Genomic DNA, 18,448 nt, shown 5'->3' with positions numbered 1-18,448 from the left:
GCGTACGCGAAGTACGTGAGCACCGGAAGCGCAGGAAGCCCCCATTTGCAGGCCGGCATCACCTGAATGTCAGCATGCCTAGATCGCCATGTCGGTCTTGGCCGCCCGCCCCGCGACATAGACCTCGCGCACGGCGCGGTCGTCGCCCAGCGTCTGCAAAAGAAACAGTTCCTGCGCCAGCGTCTCGACCGTTTCCATCCTGAGCCGCATGGCCGGCGTGGCCCTGGCGTCGAGCACGACGATATCGGCGTCGCTGCCTTCGTCCAGCGTGCCGATCTTTTCCGCCACCGACAGCGCCTCGGCATTGCCGCGCGTCATCTGCCAGAAGGACTGGAACGGGTTGAGCTTCTCGCCGTTCAGCGCGATCACCTTGTAGCCCTCGTCCATGGTGCGCAGCATCGAGTAGTTGGTGCCGCCGCCGACATCGGTGGCGGCTGCGATCCGGATCGGCTTGTCGCGGCGGCGAAAGCGCTGATAGTCGAACAGGCCGGAACCGAGGAACAGGTTCGAGGTCGGGCAGAACACCGCCACCGAACCTGAATTCGAGAGCGCGTCCGCCTCGCGTTCGGACAGATGGATACAGTGACCGAACAGGCTCTTCTTCCCCAACAGCCCGTAGTGTTCGTAGACGTCGGTATAGTCGCGCGACCACGGATAGAGTTCCCTGGTGAAGGCGATCTCGGCGTGGTTTTCCGACAGATGCGTCTGCATGTGCAGGTCGGGATGTTCACGGCACAGCGCTCCCGCCATCTCCATCTGTTCCGGCGACGAGGTGATGGCAAAGCGCGGCGTGATGGCATAGTGCTGGCGCCCCTTGCCATGCCATTCCTTGATCAGCGCCTTGCTGTCGTCATAGCCCGATTGCGGCGTGTCGAGCACACCGTCGGGCGCATTGCGGTCCATCATTACCTTGCCGGCGATGTTGAGCATGTTGCGGTCATGCGACTCGTGAAAAAAGGCTTCGGCCGACGCCTTGTGCACGGAGCAGTAGGCGGCGACCGTCGTGGTGCCGTGGCGCACCATCTCGTCGAGGAACAGCCGCGCGATGCGGCGGCCATGCTGCGCGTTGGCGAACTTCGTCTCTTCCGGAAACGTGTAGGTGTTGAGCCAATCGAGCAGTTCGGCGCCATAAGAGGCGATGATCTGCATCTGCGGGAAATGCACATGCGCGTCGATGAAGCCCGGCAGCAGCAGATGCGGCCGATGGTCGATCTTCTTTGCGCCCTCGCCGGCCTGTTTCTCGACTTGCGTATAGGCGCCGGCGGCGACGATCCGGCCGTCGCGGATCAGCAGGCCGCCATCCTCTTCGTAGCGCCAGGCCGCATGGTCATCGATGGTTTGCGGCCAGCGCACGAAGGACAGCGTGCGGCCGCGCAGAAGTGTCGAGGTCATGCTTATTTCCCCGCGCCTTCGAACCAGGCCACCAGCAGCGCGCGTTCCTTGTCCGTGATCTGGGAGACGTTGGCTGGCGGCATGGCGTGGCTGCGCCCAGCCTGCAGATAGATCTCGCGGGCGTGGTTGGCGATGTCGGCGTCGGTGTCCAGCATCACGCCCTTGGGCGCATGATAGATGCCCTCATAGACCGGCTCCGCCGCGTGGCACATCGAGCAACGGCCAAGCACCGTGTCGCGTACGGCCGGGAAATGCACTGACGCGATGAGTGTCTGCGCTTCAGCCGAAGCCTTCGGTTCGCCGGTCAGCACCTTTGGCGCGGTCGACAGCCAGATGATGATGATGAACAGCACAAGGGCGCCCAGCCAGGTCCAATGCGGGTTGCCCTTGCGCGCGTGGACGCTGTTGAAATAGTGCCGAATCAGCACGCCGATGAAGAACACCAGCGAGGCGATGACCCAGTTGAACTGCGTCCCGAATGCCAGCGGATAGTGGTTCGACAGCATCAGGAACAGCACCGGCAGCGTCAGATAGTTGTTGTGCAGGGAGCGCTGCTTGGCGATCTTGCCGTATTTCGGATCGGGCTTGCGGCCGGCGATCAGGTCGGCAACGACGATCTTCTGGTTGGGGATGATGACCATGAAGACATTGGCCGACATGATCGTCGCGGTGATGGCGCCCAGATGCAGGAAGGCAGCGCGGCCGGTGAACAAATGGGTGAGCCCCCAGGCGATGAACACCAGCACGCAGTAGAGCACCAGCATCAGCCCGGTGTCGCTTTTCCCAAGCGGCGAGCGGCACAGGAGATCATAGACCACCCAGCCGACGCCGATCGTCGCCATGGACAGCAGGATGCCGACCGGCACCGACATCGGCAGCACGTTGGGATCGATCAGGAACAGATCGGCTCCGGCATAATAGACCACGCACAGCATGGCGAAGCCGGACAGCCAGGTGGCGTAGGATTCCCATTTGAACCAGGTCAGGTGCTCGGGCATCTCGGCCGGCGCCACCAGATATTTCTGAATATGGTAGAAGCCGCCGCCATGCACCTGCCATTCCTCGCCGAAGGCACCGACAGGCATGCCGGGACGCTGGCGCAGGCCGAGGTCGAGCGCGACGAAGTAGAATGACGAGCCGATCCAGGCAATGCCGGTGACGACATGCAGCCAGCGCACGGCGAAGCTCAGCCAGTCCCAGAAAATCGCGAAATCCATCATTGAAGTCGTCCCTGCCGATCCGGTGACTTTACGGGCTGGGGCGCAAACGGAAAGAGGCGAGGTGTGCGATGACTTTCAAAAAAAAATGGAAAATACTAGGGTGTGTCGAGATTCAGGTCAGGCCGAGGCGAAAACGGCGGTTTTCGAGAACCGGAGCGGAGCGTACTTAAAGTACGTGAGCACCGGAAGCGTAGAAAACTGCCGTTTGCAGGCCGGCATGACCTGAATATCAACACACCTAGGTTGGTGCACGCAGCTGGATGAGAGCCACGGAACCGCATGGCCTATCTCGACAACATCGCCGTCTTCGTCCGCGTCGTCGAACTCGGCAATCTGTCGGCGGCCGGCCGCGACATGCGCATCTCGCCTGCGGTCGCCTCCAACCGCATCAAGGAGCTGGAGAAGCATCTAGGCGTGCGGCTGTTCAACCGCACGACACGGCAATTGATGCCGACCGAGCATGGCACGGTTTTTTATTCGGGCGCCAAGCAGGTGCTGGAGGCGATTACCGAGGCGGAAGCCGCCGTCTCCGCGTTGTCCGGTCAGCCGCGCGGCACCATCAAGGTGACGGCGCCACTCGGCCTCGGCCGCCGGCTGGTGGCCTCAGGCATTCCCGATTTCCACGACAAATATCCTGACATCGAGGTGCGGCTGAGACTCTCGGACCACAATGTCGACATCATGAAGGAAGGCATCGACGTCGCCTTCCGGCTCGGCATCATCGAGGATTCCAGCCTCAGGATGCGCGGCATCATGGAATGCGAGCGCGTGCTGGTGGCGGCGCCGAAATATCTGGAGGCGCGCGGCGAACCACTTGAGCCGCAGGAGCTGATCGGCAAGAAGCACGACTGCCTGATGCTGCGCTATTCCGGCGCGCGCGAATATGTGTGGACGCTGCAAACTCCGGTCGGCCCACAGAAATTCGAAGTGCACGGGCCCTACGACACCGACGATGGCGACGTGCTGACCGGCTGGGCGCTGTCCGGGCGCGGCATCATCAACAAGCCGCGCTTCGAGGTCGAGCCGTTCATCCGCGACCAGCGGTTGAAGGTAATCCTGAGCAGCACGCCGCCGACGCCGGTGCAATTCGCAGCCGTCTATCCGCACAAGAAACTGCAGGACCCCAAGGTCCGGCTGCTGCTCGACTTCATGGCCGAGCGCTGCCAGCGGCTGATCAACGATCTGCTTGCCGGCAAATAGGGGCTGGCCGGAAGTGATGGCTGGCCGGCACATGAGCGGCGGTTGGCCCAGCGCCGGCGGTTGCCATCGCTGGAGCTGGCGAACATAGTCCCGGTTCACTTTCGTCTTGCAGGGACCATCGATGGACAACGGCACCACAATGCATCTTGCCGTTTCGCTGTTTCCGGGAACTGCGGATCCCACGCCCGGGGCCGAACCTGAATTCGACCGTCTGGCGCGGTTTGTGCAAAAGGCCGAAGCGGCCGGGCTGGACATGGTGATTTTCGCCGACTCAGCGCCGGCTTCCGGCGGCGATGCCGCAAACAGGCAGATGCCCTTCGAAGCGACGACCTTGCTGGCAGCGCTGGCGACGGTGACAAGCAGGATCGGGCTTGTCGCCGCGGCTTCGACGGTCGCTCATCAGCCCTACAATCTGGCGCGCCGTTTCGCTTCGCTCGACATCATCAGCCATGGCCGCACCGGCTGGAACGCAACCATGACGCAGAAACCGCGTGAGGCGGCCAATTTCAGCCGGCAGGAAGGGTTTTCCAGCGACGACTTTCGCCGCCGGACGGAGGAATATATCGGCATCGTCCAAGGCTTGTGGCAGGGCTGGGATGCGGACGCGCTCAAGTTCGACAAGAGCGGTGGCCGCTTCCACGATCCCGAAAAGATGCACCTGCTCGACCACAAGGGCGAATTCTTCTCCGTGCGCGGCCCGCTGAATGTGGCGCGGTCGCCGCAGGACACGCCGGTGCTGGTGCTGTCCGGCCTGTCGGAAGCGGACATGGAGATTGCCGTCCGCACCGCCGATGTCATCCTGCTGGACGACGGACCGACCGAAGGCGCGAAGGCACGGTATGACGATCTGAAGCACCGCGTTGCCGCCTGCGGGCGCGATCCGGGCGCCGTGAAGCTGCTGATGAGCGTCTCGCTCGCTACCGATGCTACCGCCAAGCCGACCGTCGCCGACAGCATGGAAAAAGGATTCCGGTCGAAAAGCTGCGACGGGTTCAACATCCTGCTGCCGGCACAGCTTTCGGCGCTCGCCGATTTCGTCGATCTGGTCTTGCCGGAGCTGCGGCGACGCGGCCTGTTTCGAGAGAGCTATCGCGGCGCGACGTTGCGCTCGCATCTTGGACTTGCCGGCGGAGGCGACCAATGACCGCAGTTCCCCGCCAGATGACGCTCGGCGCCTTCCTGTGGGCGACGGGCCACCATATCGCCGCCTGGCGACATCCCAAGGCGCATGTGACGGCCGGCATCGACATCGACCATTACATCCAGCTGGCGCGCATGGCGGAGGCGGCGAAGTTCGACATGATCTTCTGCGAGGATGCCGCCGGCCTGCGCGAAGCCAATGTCGGCATCGCCAGCCAGACTTCGCGCTCGATCGGCTTCGAGCCGATCAGCCTGCTGTCGGCGCTGGCCGTCCAGACCAGCCGCATCGGCCTCGTCTCCACCGCGTCGACAAGCTACAACGAGCCCTATGGGCTGGCCCGGACCTTCCTGTCGCTCGACCATCTGAGCGGCGGCCGTGCCGGCTGGAACCTGGTCACCTCTGCCAGCCCCATCGAGGCCGCCAATTTCGGCTCGACCGGCTTGCGTCCACATGCCGATCGCTACGAACGGGCGCGTGAATTCGCCGAGGTGGTCGCCGAGCTTTGGCGCGGCAAGCGTGATGGAGCTTCCAGTCACGACGGCCAGAGCTTTTCGGTTCGGGACCCGCTCGACCTGCCGCAGTCGCCGCAGGGCGCACCGGTGCTGGTTCAGGCTGGCGCCTCGGATATCGGACGCGACCTTGCCGCCCGCACCGCCGATGTGGTGTTCACGGCGGCGCAGACCTTCGAGGAAGCGAAGGCCTTCTACGACGACCTCAAGGGGCGTCTGGCGGCCTATGGGCGCGAGCCCGACGACATCAAGATCATGCCCGGTGTCGCGCCGGTCGTGGCTGAAACCGCAGCGCAAGCCCAGGAAAAATACGAGGCGTTGCAGGAGCTGATCCCCGATGATGTCGGGGTAGCACTCCTGTCCAGCTATCTCAGCATTTCCGACCTGGGGCGCTATCCGATCGACGGGCCGCTGCCCGAACTGCCGCCCAGCGAAGGCATGCAGAGCCGGCAAGCGCTGGTCATCGAGCAGTCACGTCGCGCCAACCTGTCCATCCGCCAGCTGGCACGGCATTTCGCCGGCGCGCGTGGCCATTGGCGCATCGTCGGAACGGCAGCCCAGGTCGCCGACGAGCTGCAGGCGCGGTTCGAAGGCGGTGCGGCGGACGGCTTCAACGTCATGCCCTCCTACTTCCCCGGCGAACTCGACGCCTTTGCCACGCTGGTCGTGCCGGAACTGCAGCGGCGTGGCCTGTTCCGCAAGGATTATGAGGGCCGCACGCTGCGCGACCATCTGGGCTTGAAGCGGCCGGCCTGATCCGGAGCGACGCCGGCGCTTACCGCTCGTCCATCATGCGGGCGGTGCCCGACACCCTGATCGAACTTCCAGGCGCGGGCGGAATGTCGGCATGCAGGCGCGAGCGCATGCCCATATCCTCGCCCTGCACGACATCGATCGCGCCGCCATGCGGCCAGCCAATGTCGCGCAAATAGCCCGCGAAGGCGGCAGTCGAGGCTCCTGTCGCTGGGTCCTCATAAACGCCGCCTGAAGCAAATGGATTGCGTGTGTGGAACAGACGCGGCGTTTCGGCGTAGGCCAACAAGATCGTGACCAGTCCTTCCCGCCGCATCAAGGCCTGGCCGGCCTTCAGATCGTAGCGCATGGCGGCCAGCGCCTCGCGCGACTTGAGGGCGAGAACAAGATGATCTGCGCCGCCATGGACCAGCGCCGGTGGAATGACCGGATCGAGATCGCTGGACGAATAGCCGAACAGCGCCAGCGCCTCGGCTATCAGCTCCCGCGAGGCCGATTTGCTATGCGTTGGCGGCGATTGCAAAGCGGCAGCGACGTTCGCTCCGTCGCGAAACCCTTCGACGGTTATGCTGGCCTGGTTGAGGGTCAGCGGGAAAATCCCATCGCCAAACTGCCGGACCAGCGCCGCACCAAGGGCAATGGTGGCATGGCCGCAGAAGGGAACCTCTGATTCCGGCGAGAAATAGCGGACCCGCCAGCCGTCGCCCTCGGGTGCGGCAAAGGCCGTTTCCGAGAACCCAATCCCGGCCGCGACACGCTGCATCTCAGCCGCATCGGGCAAGACATCGCCGATCCAGACGCCGGCAGGATTGCCGCCGGTATCTCCATCCGAAAAGGCAGCGATTTTCAGAACGTTCATTTGGCTCCGCCTTGTGCTGGAATGCCGTTGGATTCAGCAAACGCGTTTTTCGGGCGATTGGAAAACGCCGCATCAAGAGCCGCCGTGACCTGTTCGGCGAGACTTAGCCAGCCATCACCTTGTCACGCGGAGCATGATGATCGGCATTTGATGCGGCGCCGTGGATGACCAGCGCCGTCATGATCTCGGCGGCCGCAAGTGCGGCGATGACGGGCGGGCGCTTGTCCTTGACGGCATCGCCGCCGATCGGCGAAACGAGGCGGGCAAACTCCGCTTCGCTGCCATCCGCCGATTTCAGGAACCAGTTCTTGAACGTCGCTTTCTTGGTCTTCGAGCCGATCATGCCGACATAGGCTGTGTCGTCACGTTTCAACGCTTCGGCGACGATCAGGAAGTCCAATGCATGATCGTGGGTGAGAATGGCGAAAGCGGTGCCGGCCGGAGCATCGCGCACTATCGCCTCCGGCATCGGCGTCAGCCGCGTCTCGACGGTTTCCGGCATGCCTTCCAGCGCCTCGGCCCGCGTTTCGATGACGACGCAGTGCACCGGAAGTAGCGCTATCGTTGACGCCAGCGCCTGACCGACATGGCCGCCGCCGAAGATGTAGACATAGGGCAGTTCAGCCTCTTCGGTTTCCGCCGCCGCGACCAGCTCGGCTGCCAGCGCGGCATCGACGAGCCGGATCAGCACTTCGACGCGCCCGCCGCAGCATTGGCCGATCTCGGGGCCGAGCGGCACGTCGAGGGTCGCGCAGATCTCGTCAACCTCGATGCGGGCCTCTTCACCCTCCCCCTTGTGGGGAGGGTCGGACGACGAAGTCGTCCGGGGTGGGGGTCCTGGAAGCGCCGCGCCCCCACCCCGTTTCGCCAACGCCGCTTCGCGGCGTCGGCTCACCGACCCTCCCCACAAGGAGGAGGGTGAAGACCCCAGCATCTGCCGCGCCTTGTCGATGGCCATATATTCGAGCTGGCCGCCGCCGATCGTGCCAAAGATCGCCGTGTGCGAAACGAGCATGAACGCGCCCTTCTCGCGTGGCGTCGAACCCTTTGTCCCGGCCACCTCGACCAAGGCGACCCGGCCGGCGGTGCTGAGAAAGGCTTTCAGGCTTTGCACTTTCGAGTTCATTTCTCACGTTCCCGAATGGGAAATGTAGGCTTTTTCAGTCCGAATTGCACGTTTCGCCGGATTCAGGCGCCGGCCTTGACCTCGTTCTTCAGCCGCTCGATCGCCATCAGCACCCGTTCCGGCGTTGCCGGCGCATCGAGGCGCGGACAGATCCTGCGGTCGGCGACACTGGCCACCGCGTCCGACAGCGCATGCAGCACCGCCATGCCGTGCGGCAAAGGCGGCTCGCCGACCGCCTTGGAGCGATGGATGGTCGGCTCGTAGGCCTGTGACCAGTCGGTCAGCGCCACGTTGAAGATCTTTGGACGGTCCGACGCCAGCGGGATCTTGTAGGTCGACGGCGCGTGCGTGCGCAGCCGGCCTTTGCCATCCCACCACAATTCCTCAGTCGTCAGCCAACCCATGCCCTGGATGAAGCCACCCTCGACCTGGCCGATGTCGATGGCCCGGTTCAGCGAGCGGCCGCAGTCGTGCAGGATATCGGCGCGCTCGACGACATATTCGCCGGTCAGCGTGTCGACCGACACCTCCGCGCAGGCCGCGCCATAGGCGTAGTAGTAGAAGGCGTGGCCCCGGCCCTTGCTGCGGTCCCAATGGATTTTCGGTGTCTTGTAGAAGCCGGCGGACGAGAGCTGGATGCGCGCAATATAGGCCTGCTTGACCAGATCGTTGAAGCTGACCTCCTGGTTGCCGACGCGCACCCGGTTCGGCAGGAACACCACCTGGTCGATCGGAACCTGATATTTCTCGGCGGCGAAGTCAGTCAGCCGCTGGCGGATCTGGCGGGCGGCATTCTGCGCCGCCATGCCGTTGAGATCGGCGCCCGAAGACGCCGCCGTCGGCGACGTGTTCGGCACCTTGGCGGTGGTGGTGGCGGTGATCTTCACCCGGTCGAGATCGATCTGGAATTCTTCCGCAACGACCTGCGCCACCTTGAGATGCAGGCCCTGCCCCATCTCGGTGCCGCCATGGTTCATGTGCACCGAGCCGTCGGCATAGACATGCACCAGCGCGCCCGCCTGGTTGGACTCCGTCTTGGTGAAGGAGATGCCGAACTTGACCGGCGTCAGCGCCAGGCCGCGCTTGATGAAGCGGCTGTTGGCGTTGAAGGCCGATATTTCGCGCCGTCGCCTTGCATAGCCGGCGCTTTCCTCGAGCTCGGCGACGATGCGCTGGATGATGTTGTCCTCGACCCTCTGGTGATAGGGCGTGACATTGCGCGTGCCGATCGCCTCCATCGGGTCGTAGAAATTCAGCTTGCGGATGTCGAGCGGATCCTTGCCGACGGCGAAGGCGACCTCGTCGATGACGCGCTCGGCGCCGACCATGCCTTGCGGACCGCCAAAACCACGGAAGGCGGTGTTGGAAACGGTGTTGGTGTAGAGCGGCGCCGACTTGGCCAGCACGTTCGGGTAGAAATAGGCGTTGTCGCAGTGGAACAGGGCACGGTCGCCGACCGGGCCGGACAGGTCGGCGGAAAAACCGCAGCGCAGCGCGAAGGTGAAGTCGACGCCGAGAATGTTGCCTTCGTCGTCGAAGCCGACTTCGTAGTCGATGGCGAAATCGTGGCGCTTGCCGGTGGCGGTCATGTCCTCGTCGCGATCGAGCCGGATCTTGACCGCGCGCTTGTGCTTCTTTGCAGCGATCGCGGCGATCGCCGCGCATTGATTGGCCTGCGTTTCCTTGCCGCCGAAGCCGCCGCCCATGCGGCGGACCTCCACCGTCACGGCGTGGGAGGGAACACCGAGCGCATGGGCGACCAGATGCTGTGTCTCGCTCGGTCCCTGGGTCGAGCAATAGACAATCACCTCGTCGTCCTCACCGGGGACTGCAAGCGAAACCTGGCCCTCAAGATAGAAATGGTCCTGACCGCCAAGCCACATGCGGTTCTTGATGCGGCGGGGTGCCGCTTGAATGGCGGCGGCCGCGTCGCCGCGCCTGAGTGTCAGCGGCGCGGTGACCTGCCTGTCCTTCACCGGATCGAGGTCCCAGATATCGATCACAGCGGGAAGCTCGTCATAGTCGATCTTTGCCAGCAGTGCTGCGCGGCGCGCCTCGTCGCGGGTCTCGGCAATGACCGCAAAAATCGGCTGGCCGAAGAACTGCACCTTGTCCTGGGCCAGCACCGGATCGTCGTGCATGTTGCTGGGTGACACGTCGTTCTCGCCCGGCACGTCGGCATAGGTCAGCACATCGACAACGCCCGGTGCGGTCCGCACCGCCGAAAGGTCGACACTTCTGAGAATGCCGTGTGCAACCTTCGACAGGCCGAGACCGACATGCAGCGTGCCGGCCGGCTCCGGCATATCGTCGATATAGACGGCAGTACCGCTGACATGCTTGTGCGCAGAGTCATGCCGCTGGTCGGTGGCGACGCCGCCGGTGATCTTTTCAGCCCTAAGATTGGGCGTGGCGTGCTTGTTCATCATGCCGCCTCATGCCTTGAAACCTGGATCTGCTCCCTGGTGCCTGTGGTTTCGACAAAAAAGCGCAGCAACAGATTGCGTGCCGCCAGGGCGCGATACTCAGCCGAAGCCCGCATGTCGGTGAGCGGGGTGAAATCCTTGGCATATTCGGCCATCGCCGCTTCAACCGTCGCCTCTGTCCACGGTTTGCCGCGCAAGGCGTCTTCGACCGCGGATGCCCGCTTCGGCGTCGCCGCCATGCCGCCATAGGCGATACGTACATCCGCGACCGTGCCATCCTTGGCCAGAGTCAGGAAAAAGGCGCCGAGTGCCGCCGTGATGTCCTCGTCGCGGCGCTTGGTGATCTTGTGGACGGCGAATTTCGTACCCTTGGCGGGAACAGGCACGTGCACCGCCTCGACGAATTCGCCTGATAGCCGGTCCTGCTTGCCGTAGGCAATGAAGAAGGTTTCCAGCGGGATCGTGCGCCGCTTCTTGCCCTTGCGCAGCGTCAGCCGCGCACCGAGCGCGATCAGGGGTGGTGGCGTATCGCCGATCGGCGAGCCATTGGCGATGTTGCCGCCGATGGTGCCCATGTTGCGCACCTGTTCGCCACCGATGCGGTCGAACAACGGCCCCAGCGCCGGGATGCGCTTGGCGAGCGTCGAGAACGCCTCGGTGTAGGTGACGCCGGCGCCGATGGTAATGACGCCCTTGTCTTCGGATATGGCACACAGCCCGTCGAGATTGCCGATGAAGATCCCCGGCGAAATATCGCGCATGTGCTTGGTCACCCACAGGCCGACATCGGTCGAACCGGCAACGATCGTGGCGCCCGGTTCCTTGTCCAGCAAAGCGGCGAAATCGTCGACATTGGCCGGCACGATCAGCCGTTTCTTGGCCGAACCGATCTCGACCCGCGCGCCGTCATGCATGGCCTCGAGCCTTGCCGTGATCGCCTTGCGCTCCACCGCCAGCGGGTCCTTCGCCACCTTGCCATAGCTGGAGATGGCGTGCGCCGCGCGCATGATCGCCTCGTAGCCGGTGCAACGGCAGAGATTGCCTTGCAAGGCCTTTTCGATTGCCGCGTTCGACGGGTCGGATGATTTCATCCACAGGCCATAGAGCGACATGACGAAGCCCGGCGTGCAGAAGCCGCATTGCGAACCGTGGAAATCGACCATGGCCTGCTGCACCGGGTGCAACTGGCCCGGCAGGCCGCGCAGATGCTCGACGGTGACGACATGGGTGCCATCCAGCGAGCCGAGGAAGCGGATGCAGGCGTTGACGCTTTCATAGACCAGCCCACTGGGCGAAAGCTTGCCGACCAGCACGGTGCAGGCGCCGCAATCGCCTTCGGCGCAGCCTTCCTTGGTGCCGCGCAGCGAACGGTCGAGCCGCAGCCAGTCGAGCAAGGTCGCGTCTGATGCCACCGACGAAAGCACGACATCCCTGCCATTGAGAATGAAGCGGATCTCGTTGCGGATTTTGACCTTGGCCACGCCTCAGCTCCCCCTGTAGGTCGAATAGCCGTACGGCGAGACGAGCAGCGGCACATGATAATGCACGGCTTCGGCCATGCCGAAGCGGATCGGGACGCTGTCGAGGAAGGCCGGTTTCGGCAGCGTCGTTCCCAGGCTCCGCAGATAATCGCCGGCCGCGAACACCAGTTCGTATTCGCCGGTGCGGAATTCCGCGCCGGCAAGCAGCGGTGCGTCGCAACGGCCGTCGGCATTGGTGACAACGGTCTTCAGATGTGTCCGCGCGTCGCCCTGGAGGTGATAAAGCGCGATCGACAATCCCGCCGCCGGCTTGCCGGTCGCGGTGTCGAGGACATGGGTCGTCAGACGCCCGCCATCGGCTTTCGACGTTTCTGCCATTGGCCGCCTCCCATTTTCCAGTACTAACTGGCCGGTACAATCGAACATGCTGCTGAATTGTGCGCCAATTAAAGGCGATGCATAAGTCCCGGTCGAGCGGAGTGCGACAAAAACACTTTCAAAAATTTTCGGGGGAATGCGCAAGCGGCCCTTTCGATATCCTGATCATACTTCGGGCAATGCCCGGCGGGAGGGACGATGCGTTACATCAGAGACATGCGCGGCTACGGAGCCAATCCGCCGGATCCGAAATGGCCTGGCGGCGCGCATGTCGCCGTGCAGTTCGTCGTCAACTACGAAGAGGGCGGCGAGAACTGCGTGCTCCACGGCGACAAGGCATCGGAAGCCTTCCTGTCGGAAATCGTCGGCGCCGCACCCTGGGTGGGCCAGCGCCACTGGAATATGGAATCAATCTACGAGTACGGCGCCCGCGCCGGCTTCTGGCGGCTTCTCCGGCTGTTCACCGAGGCCGAGGTGCCGATCACCTGCTATGGCGTCGCCACAGCGCTCGCCCGCTCGCCCGACCAGGTCACGGCGATGCAGGAAGCCGGTTGGGAGATCGCCTCGCACGGCTTAAGATGGATCGACTACCGCGACCACAGCGCCGAGGATGAGCGCCGTGACCTCGAAGCGGCGATCCGCCTGCATTATGAGGTGACCGGCCAGCGCCCGACCGGCTGGTACACCGGCCGCACATCGGTCAACACGGTGCGCCTGGCGGCGGAAGAAGGCGGCTTCGACTATGTGTCGGACACCTATGACGACGAACTGCCCTACTGGTTCGAGCATGAGGGCGGCACGCAGCTCATTATCCCTTACACACTCGACGCCAACGACATGCGCTTCGCCACGCCGCAAGGGTTCAATTCGGGCGACCAGTTCTTTGCCTATCTGAAGGACAGTTTCGACACGCTCTATGAAGAGGGCAAGGCCGGCCGGCCGCGCATGATGAACATCGGCCTGCATTGCCGCCTCGTCGGGCGACCGGGCCGGGTGGCAGCGCTGAAACGCTTCGTCGACTATGTCAAATCGCACGACAAGGTGTGGCTGGCACGGCGCATCGATATCGCCCGCCACTGGCAGGAGAACCATCCCTATCGGCCGGCGGCACTTCGCCCGTCGAAAATGGAATTCGAGACGTTCGTTCACACGTTCGGCAGTGTTTTCGAGCATTCGCCGTGGATCGCCGAACGCGCCTACGAGCTGGAATTGGGCCCGGCGCACGACACGTCAGGCGGCCTTCACAATGCGCTCTGCCGCGTCTTCCGTTCCGCCAGCGAGACCGAGCGGCTCGGCGTGCTCAACGCCCATCCCGACCTTGCCGGCAAACTGGCCAAGGCCAAACGGCTGACGGCGGAATCGACCAGGGAGCAGGCCTCGGCCGGCCTCGACGCGCTGACCGACACGGAACGCGAACTGTTCTCCAAGCTCAACGCCGCCTACGTCACCACCTTCGGCTTCCCTTTCATCATCGCGGTGAAAGGCAAGACCAGGCAAGAAATCCTGGCGGAATTCGAGGCGCGCATCGGCAACAGCCGCGGCGTTGAATTCGAGACCGCCTGCAAACAGGTCGAGCGCATCGCGCTGCTCCGCCTCAAGGACATGCTCCCGCAATAGGTTGAACCCATGGATACGATCAGGATGCCCGACCGAACCTATTACGCGCCACATGGCGGCCACCCCGGCCAGAGCGAGCTTCTGACCGGCCGCGCCGTCTTCACCGAGGCCTATGCCGTCATCCCCAGGGGGGTGATGCAGGACATCGTCACCAGCGCCCTGCCGTTCTGGGACAAGACTCGGGTCTGGATATTGTCGCGCCCGCTGTCCGGTTTTGCCGAGACGTTTTCGCAATACATCGTCGAGGTCGCGCCCGGCGGCGGCAGCGACCGGCCGGAACCCGATACCGGCGCCGAAGATGCTCTGTTCGTGGTCGAGGGCGAATTGACGGTTCTGCTCGCCGGCGAGAAGCATAGTTTAAGGCCAGGCGGCTTTGCCTTCCTGCCGCCGGCAAGCGGCTGGACGGTTCGCAACGAAGGCAAGGGGGATGTCCGCTTCCATTGGATTCGCAAGGCTTACGAGGCGGTTGACGGTCTCGATGTGCCGGAAGCCTTCTTCACCAACGAACAGGAGATCGCGCCGACGCCGATGCCCGGCACCGAAGGCCGCTGGGCGACGACGCGTTTCGTCGATCCGGCCGATTTGCGCCACGACATGCACATGACCATCGTCACGCTGGAGCCCGGTGCGGTCATTCCCTTCGCCGAGACCCATGTCATGGAGCACGGCCTCTATGTGCTGGAAGGCAAGGCGGTCTACCGCCTGAACCAGGACTGGGTCGAGGTCGAGGCCGGCGACTATATGTGGCTGCGCGCCTTCTGCCCGCAGGCCTGCTATGCCGGCGGCCCAGGCAAATTCCGCTATCTGCTCTACAAGGACGTCAACCGCCACGCCAAGCTCGGCGGCGCCGGTGTCGCAAGGCGGGCGCCGTGAACCGCATCGTCGCGCGGCCGCTGACCCGCGAGAGCTTTGCGGCCTTCGGCGACGTGATCGACATGGGCGGCGGCGACCACTACCCGATCAATGGCGGCAAGGCCGAGCGCTACCACGATCTCGCGACCGCCGAGGCTGCAGGGCCGAACGCCCGCGTGCTGATCTCAATGGTGCGCGGCACGCCCTACGAATTGCCGCTGAAGCTGAGCATGGTCGAGCGCCATCCCTTCGGCAGCCAGGCCTTCATCCCGCTGTCGCCGCGGCCGTTCCTGGTCGTCGTCTGCCATGACGGCGATGAGGGGCCGGGCGAACCGCATGCCTTCATCACCGCCCCCGGACAAGGCATCAACTATTTCCGCAATCTCTGGCACGGCGTGCTGACGCCGCTCGGCGAGGCGCAGGATTTCCTGATCGTCGACCGTGGCGGCGACGGCTCCAACCTCGAAGAATTCCATTTCTCGCATGCCTACGAGATTCATCTCCCCGACGAGAGCCAACAATGACCGACATTTCCCTGATCGACCGCCTGCTCGACGTCATCGAGCACGACATCGTGCCGAAGACGGCGGAAGGCGTTGCGCTTGGCAACAAGCTGTTCGGTGCGGCGATCCTGCGCAAGGATGACCGTTCGCTGGTGCTGGCCGAGACCAACAACGAGATTGAAAACCCGCTCTGGCATGGCGAGGTGCATTGCTTGAAGCGCTTCTACGAAATGCCCAAGGCCGAGCGGATCGAGACCAAGGACGCCATCTTCATCGCCACGCACGAGCCGTGCTCGCTCTGCCTGTCGGCGATCACCTGGACCGGCTTCGACAATTTCTACTATCTGTTCAGCCATGAGGATTCGCGCGACAGCTTCGCCATCCCGCATGATCTGAATATCCTGAAGGAGGTCTTTACCCTCGATCCCGGTGGCTACAATGCCGAGAACGCCTATTGGAAGAGCTTTTCGATCCGCAGGCTGGTGCGCTCACTGCCCGAGGCCGAACGTCAGCGGCTGGAAACGCGCATCGGCAGGATCTCGGCACGCTATGACGACCTGTCCGGCGCCTATCAGGCGAGCAAGGGCGAGAATGACATTCCGCTGAATTGAGCCTGTCGGCGCTCAACTAGCAGCGCAATCGCTCGTTACAAATTGCAGCCGAAAATTGTCGAGGGTTGGCGCCGCCCCTCATCCGCCTGCCGGCACCTTCTCCCCGTATAGTGACGGGGAGAAGGGAAGCGCTCCAACGCTGACGCCCCCTCTCCCCGTCTCTATACGGGGAGAGGGTAAGGGTGAGGGGCAGCGCTAACCTAGCAAACTTGCGACGACCACTGCGCCCATGACAGGTCGCATATTTCGCTGCTCCAGTCGCGAATGGCGATTGAAAGTCGCCGCGCCGCAGGGCGTTATGCAGCCATGAAAACCGTCACCGAATTTCCCCGCAAGGTCGTCGAATTTCCGGATATGGGAATCGTCATGCCCGATGGCTGCCGGCTGTCGGCGCGGGTGTGGATGCCGGAAGATGCCGGCGACGATCCGGTGCCCGCGATCCTCGAGCATCTGCCCTACCGCAAGCGCGACGGCACCATCTTCCGCGACCAGCTGACGCATCCCTATTTCGCCGGCCACGGCTATGCCTCGATCCGCGTCGACATGCGCGGCAATGGCGATTCCGAAGGGCTGATGGACGACGAATATTCCGAGCAGGAATTGCAGGACGCCTGCGACGTCATCGCCTGGGCGGCATCGCAGCCCTGGTGCAACGGCAATGTCGGCATGATGGGCATTTCCTGGGGCGGCTTCAACTGCCTGCAGGTGGCGGCCAAGCAGCCGCCAGCGCTGAAGGCGGTGATCAGCCTGTGTTCGACCGTCGACCGCTATGCCGACGACATCCACTACAAGGGCGGCTGCCTGCTGATCGAGAATTTCGGCTGGGCCTCGACCATGCTGTCCTATTCGTCGCGACCGCCGGATCCGCTGCTGATCGGCGACAACCGGTGGCGCGATCTGTGGATGAGCCGGCTGGAGAATCAGTCCTTCCTGGCGCCGCTGTGGCTGAAGCACCAGCACCGCGACACCTACTGGAGGCGCGGCTCGATCTGCGAGGATTTTTCCGCTGTCAAAGCCGCGGTGCTGTCGATCGGTGGCTGGCATGACGGCTACCGCAACACCGTCTCGCACCTCGCCACCAACATCCAGGTGCCGGTGAAGGGCATCGTCGGACCGTGGATCCACAAATACCCGCATTACGCCGCACCCAAGCCCGCCATCGGCTTCCTGCAGGAGGCCCTGCGCTGGTGGGACCGCTGGCTGAAGGACATCGACACTGGCGTCGAGGCCGATCCGGCCTACCGCGCCTATGTGATGGACAGCGTGCGTCCGGCACGCTGGCACCCAGAGCGGCCGGGCCGCTGGATTGCCGAACAGGAATGGCCCTCGCCCGCCATCAAGACGCAATCGATTGAGCTTATCGACGAGGGCAGCAAGCCCACCATCGTCGCCTCGCCGCAAAACTGCGGCATGGCCGGCGGCGAGTATTTTCCCTTCACGTTCGGCCCCGAGCTGCCGGGCGACCAGCGCCCCGACGACGCATTGTCGGTGTGCCTCGACCAGCCGCCGCTTGCCGAGGCGATCGACATTGTCGGCGCGCCGGAAGTTCTGGTCGGCGTGTCGGCGGATCGACGACAGGCCAATATCGCGATCCGGCTGTGCGATGTGCACCCGGACGGCGCCTCCGAGCTGATTTCCTACGGCGTGCTCAACCTGACGCACCGCAATTCGCATGAATTCCCCGAGGCGCTGGTGCCAGGCGAAACCGTCTCCGCGCGCGTGGTGCTCGATCAATGCGCCTATCGTGTGCCGGCCGGCCACCGTCTGCGCGTTGCCGTGTCGAACGCCTATTGGCCGATGATCTGGCCGTCGCCGGAGCCGGTCCGGCTCACTCTGTCGGCTGCGACGCTGGCCTTGCCGCTGCGGCCGTTGGCGACAGGCGACGAAGTGACGTTCGCCGAGCCCGAAGGCGCCACTCCCTGGGCGACCGAGACGATCCGCGCCACCAATTCCGAGCGTCATGTCGAGCGCGACGAGAAGACCGGAATTGTCACGCTTTCCATAGTCGATGATTTCGGCGAGTTGCGCGATCTCGACCACGGCCTGGCCAACGGCAGCATTGCCCGCGAGACGTGGACGATCCATCCCGACGATCCGCTGTCGGCCTCGGGAAAGACGCACTGGACGCAGACCCTGTCGCGAAATGGATGGTCGGTGCGCACCGAAACATTGGCCGAAATGCGATCGGACGCGCAAAACTTCATCGTCAGCGCCAGAATCGAGGCCTATGAGGGCGAGACCCTCGTCTTCGAACGTGATTTCGAGGAAAAGGTGCCGCGCGCACTTCTTTGAGCTGATATGTCATTGGTCCAAAAGCGACGTACGATTTACGCCACGGCATGTCGCATTCCGTCTTGCTTACCGCTTTCCCTTGCGGTCA

The 18,448-nt window shown here is 63.7% G+C and carries 15 protein-coding genes; 8 read left to right on the top strand and 7 right to left on the bottom strand.

Annotated elements, in window-relative coordinates; translation table 11 throughout:
* Positions 1–78: 78 nt before the first annotated feature.
* Together guaD and BPNPMPFG_RS25065 are read right to left on the bottom strand one after the other, a co-directional pair.
* Positions 79–1,392, bottom strand: coding sequence for a guanine deaminase (gene guaD / locus BPNPMPFG_RS25070; protein WP_258591303.1), 1,314 nt, complete (start codon positions 1,390–1,392; stop codon positions 79–81).
* 2 nt (positions 1,393–1,394) lie between these two features.
* The gene (locus BPNPMPFG_RS25065; protein WP_258591302.1) at positions 1,395–2,612 is read right to left on the bottom strand and encodes a urate hydroxylase PuuD; all 1,218 of its coding nucleotides are present in this window, start codon (positions 2,610–2,612) and stop codon (positions 1,395–1,397) included.
* Between the two features lie 279 nt (positions 2,613–2,891).
* On the opposite strand from BPNPMPFG_RS25065, the gene BPNPMPFG_RS25060 reads away from it, so the two are divergent.
* The 3 genes from BPNPMPFG_RS25060 to BPNPMPFG_RS25050 all read left to right on the top strand — a co-directional run bounded on the left by BPNPMPFG_RS25060 (position 2,892) and on the right by BPNPMPFG_RS25050 (position 6,218).
* The gene (locus BPNPMPFG_RS25060) at positions 2,892–3,812 is read left to right on the top strand and encodes a LysR family transcriptional regulator (protein WP_258591301.1); all 921 of its coding nucleotides are present in this window, start codon (positions 2,892–2,894) and stop codon (positions 3,810–3,812) included.
* Between the two features lie 121 nt (positions 3,813–3,933).
* Positions 3,934–4,956: an LLM class flavin-dependent oxidoreductase gene (locus tag BPNPMPFG_RS25055; RefSeq protein WP_258591300.1), complete on the top strand. Its 1,023-nt coding sequence runs from the start codon at positions 3,934–3,936 to the stop codon at positions 4,954–4,956.
* On the top strand, positions 4,953–6,218 hold the full coding sequence (locus BPNPMPFG_RS25050) for an LLM class flavin-dependent oxidoreductase (RefSeq protein WP_258591299.1): 1,266 nt from the start codon (positions 4,953–4,955) through the stop codon (positions 6,216–6,218). The genes BPNPMPFG_RS25055 and BPNPMPFG_RS25050 overlap by 4 nt, the downstream gene beginning before the upstream one ends.
* Before the next feature lie 19 nt (positions 6,219–6,237).
* Here BPNPMPFG_RS25050 and BPNPMPFG_RS25045 read toward each other — a convergent pair whose 3' ends face one another.
* From BPNPMPFG_RS25045 to uraH, 5 genes are all read right to left on the bottom strand, one after another.
* On the bottom strand, positions 6,238–7,074 hold the full coding sequence (locus tag BPNPMPFG_RS25045; RefSeq protein ID WP_258591298.1) for a PhzF family phenazine biosynthesis protein: 837 nt from the start codon (positions 7,072–7,074) through the stop codon (positions 6,238–6,240).
* Between the two features lie 103 nt (positions 7,075–7,177).
* Positions 7,178–8,200, bottom strand: coding sequence for a xanthine dehydrogenase accessory protein XdhC (gene xdhC / locus BPNPMPFG_RS25040; RefSeq protein WP_258591297.1), 1,023 nt, complete (start codon positions 8,198–8,200; stop codon positions 7,178–7,180).
* A gap of 62 nt (positions 8,201–8,262) precedes the next feature.
* Positions 8,263–10,626 carry a xanthine dehydrogenase molybdopterin binding subunit gene (gene xdhB, locus BPNPMPFG_RS25035; RefSeq protein ID WP_258596909.1) on the bottom strand — a complete coding sequence of 788 codons (2,364 nt, stop codon included), beginning with the start codon at positions 10,624–10,626 and terminating at the stop codon, positions 8,263–8,265.
* Positions 10,626–12,107 carry a xanthine dehydrogenase small subunit gene (gene xdhA / locus BPNPMPFG_RS25030; protein WP_258591296.1) on the bottom strand — a complete coding sequence of 494 codons (1,482 nt, stop codon included), beginning with the start codon at positions 12,105–12,107 and terminating at the stop codon, positions 10,626–10,628. The genes xdhB and xdhA overlap by 1 nt, the downstream gene beginning before the upstream one ends.
* A 3-nt stretch (positions 12,108–12,110) precedes the next feature.
* On the bottom strand, positions 12,111–12,485 hold the full coding sequence (gene uraH, locus BPNPMPFG_RS25025; protein ID WP_258591295.1) for a hydroxyisourate hydrolase: 375 nt from the start codon (positions 12,483–12,485) through the stop codon (positions 12,111–12,113).
* Between the two features lie 198 nt (positions 12,486–12,683).
* Here uraH and puuE point away from each other — a divergent pair, with 198 nt between their 5' ends.
* From puuE to BPNPMPFG_RS25000, 5 genes are all read left to right on the top strand, one after another.
* On the top strand, positions 12,684–14,102 hold the full coding sequence (gene puuE / locus BPNPMPFG_RS25020; protein WP_258591294.1) for an allantoinase PuuE: 1,419 nt from the start codon (positions 12,684–12,686) through the stop codon (positions 14,100–14,102).
* Positions 14,103–14,111: 9 nt separating this feature from the next.
* Positions 14,112–14,975 (top strand): bifunctional allantoicase/(S)-ureidoglycine aminohydrolase, encoded by an 864-nt coding sequence (locus BPNPMPFG_RS25015; protein WP_258591293.1) that lies wholly within the window; start codon positions 14,112–14,114, stop codon positions 14,973–14,975.
* The gene (locus BPNPMPFG_RS25010; protein WP_258591292.1) at positions 14,972–15,478 is read left to right on the top strand and encodes an ureidoglycolate lyase; all 507 of its coding nucleotides are present in this window, start codon (positions 14,972–14,974) and stop codon (positions 15,476–15,478) included. Before BPNPMPFG_RS25015 ends, BPNPMPFG_RS25010 begins: the two co-directional genes overlap by 4 nt.
* On the top strand, positions 15,475–16,068 hold the full coding sequence (locus BPNPMPFG_RS25005) for a nucleoside deaminase (protein WP_258591291.1): 594 nt from the start codon (positions 15,475–15,477) through the stop codon (positions 16,066–16,068). Before BPNPMPFG_RS25010 ends, BPNPMPFG_RS25005 begins: the two co-directional genes overlap by 4 nt.
* 306 nt (positions 16,069–16,374) lie before the next feature.
* A complete protein-coding gene (locus tag BPNPMPFG_RS25000) occupies positions 16,375–18,360 on the top strand; it encodes a CocE/NonD family hydrolase (RefSeq protein WP_258591290.1) in 1,986 nt (661 codons plus the stop codon).
* Positions 18,361–18,448: the final 88 nt, after the last annotated feature.

The organism is Mesorhizobium sp. AR07 (assembly GCF_024746815.1).
In the GTDB taxonomy this organism is placed as follows: Bacteria; Pseudomonadota; Alphaproteobacteria; order Rhizobiales; family Rhizobiaceae; genus Mesorhizobium.
This window is presented reverse-complemented; position numbering and strand designations above follow the sequence as displayed.

Bases quoted from the DNA above. Each gene is read 5' to 3' on its own strand.
- guaD (WP_258591303.1), bottom strand. From the start codon at position 1,392: ATGACCTCGACACTTCTGCGCGGCCGCACGCTGTCCTTCGTGCGCTGG.
- BPNPMPFG_RS25065 (WP_258591302.1), bottom strand. From the start codon at position 2,612: ATGATGGATTTCGCGATTTTCTGGGACTGGCTGAGCTTCGCCGTGCGC.
- BPNPMPFG_RS25060 (WP_258591301.1), top strand. From the start codon at position 2,892: ATGGCCTATCTCGACAACATCGCCGTCTTCGTCCGCGTCGTCGAACTC.
- BPNPMPFG_RS25055 (WP_258591300.1), top strand. From the start codon at position 3,934: ATGGACAACGGCACCACAATGCATCTTGCCGTTTCGCTGTTTCCGGGA.
- BPNPMPFG_RS25050 (WP_258591299.1), top strand. From the start codon at position 4,953: ATGACCGCAGTTCCCCGCCAGATGACGCTCGGCGCCTTCCTGTGGGCG.
- BPNPMPFG_RS25045 (WP_258591298.1), bottom strand. From the start codon at position 7,074: ATGAACGTTCTGAAAATCGCTGCCTTTTCGGATGGAGATACCGGCGGC.
- xdhC (WP_258591297.1), bottom strand. From the start codon at position 8,200: ATGAACTCGAAAGTGCAAAGCCTGAAAGCCTTTCTCAGCACCGCCGGC.
- xdhB (WP_258596909.1), bottom strand. From the start codon at position 10,626: ATGAACAAGCACGCCACGCCCAATCTTAGGGCTGAAAAGATCACCGGC.
- uraH (WP_258591295.1), bottom strand. From the start codon at position 12,485: ATGGCAGAAACGTCGAAAGCCGATGGCGGGCGTCTGACGACCCATGTC.
- puuE (WP_258591294.1), top strand. From the start codon at position 12,684: ATGCGTTACATCAGAGACATGCGCGGCTACGGAGCCAATCCGCCGGAT.
- BPNPMPFG_RS25015 (WP_258591293.1), top strand. From the start codon at position 14,112: ATGGATACGATCAGGATGCCCGACCGAACCTATTACGCGCCACATGGC.
- BPNPMPFG_RS25005 (WP_258591291.1), top strand. From the start codon at position 15,475: ATGACCGACATTTCCCTGATCGACCGCCTGCTCGACGTCATCGAGCAC.
- BPNPMPFG_RS25000 (WP_258591290.1), top strand. From the start codon at position 16,375: ATGAAAACCGTCACCGAATTTCCCCGCAAGGTCGTCGAATTTCCGGAT.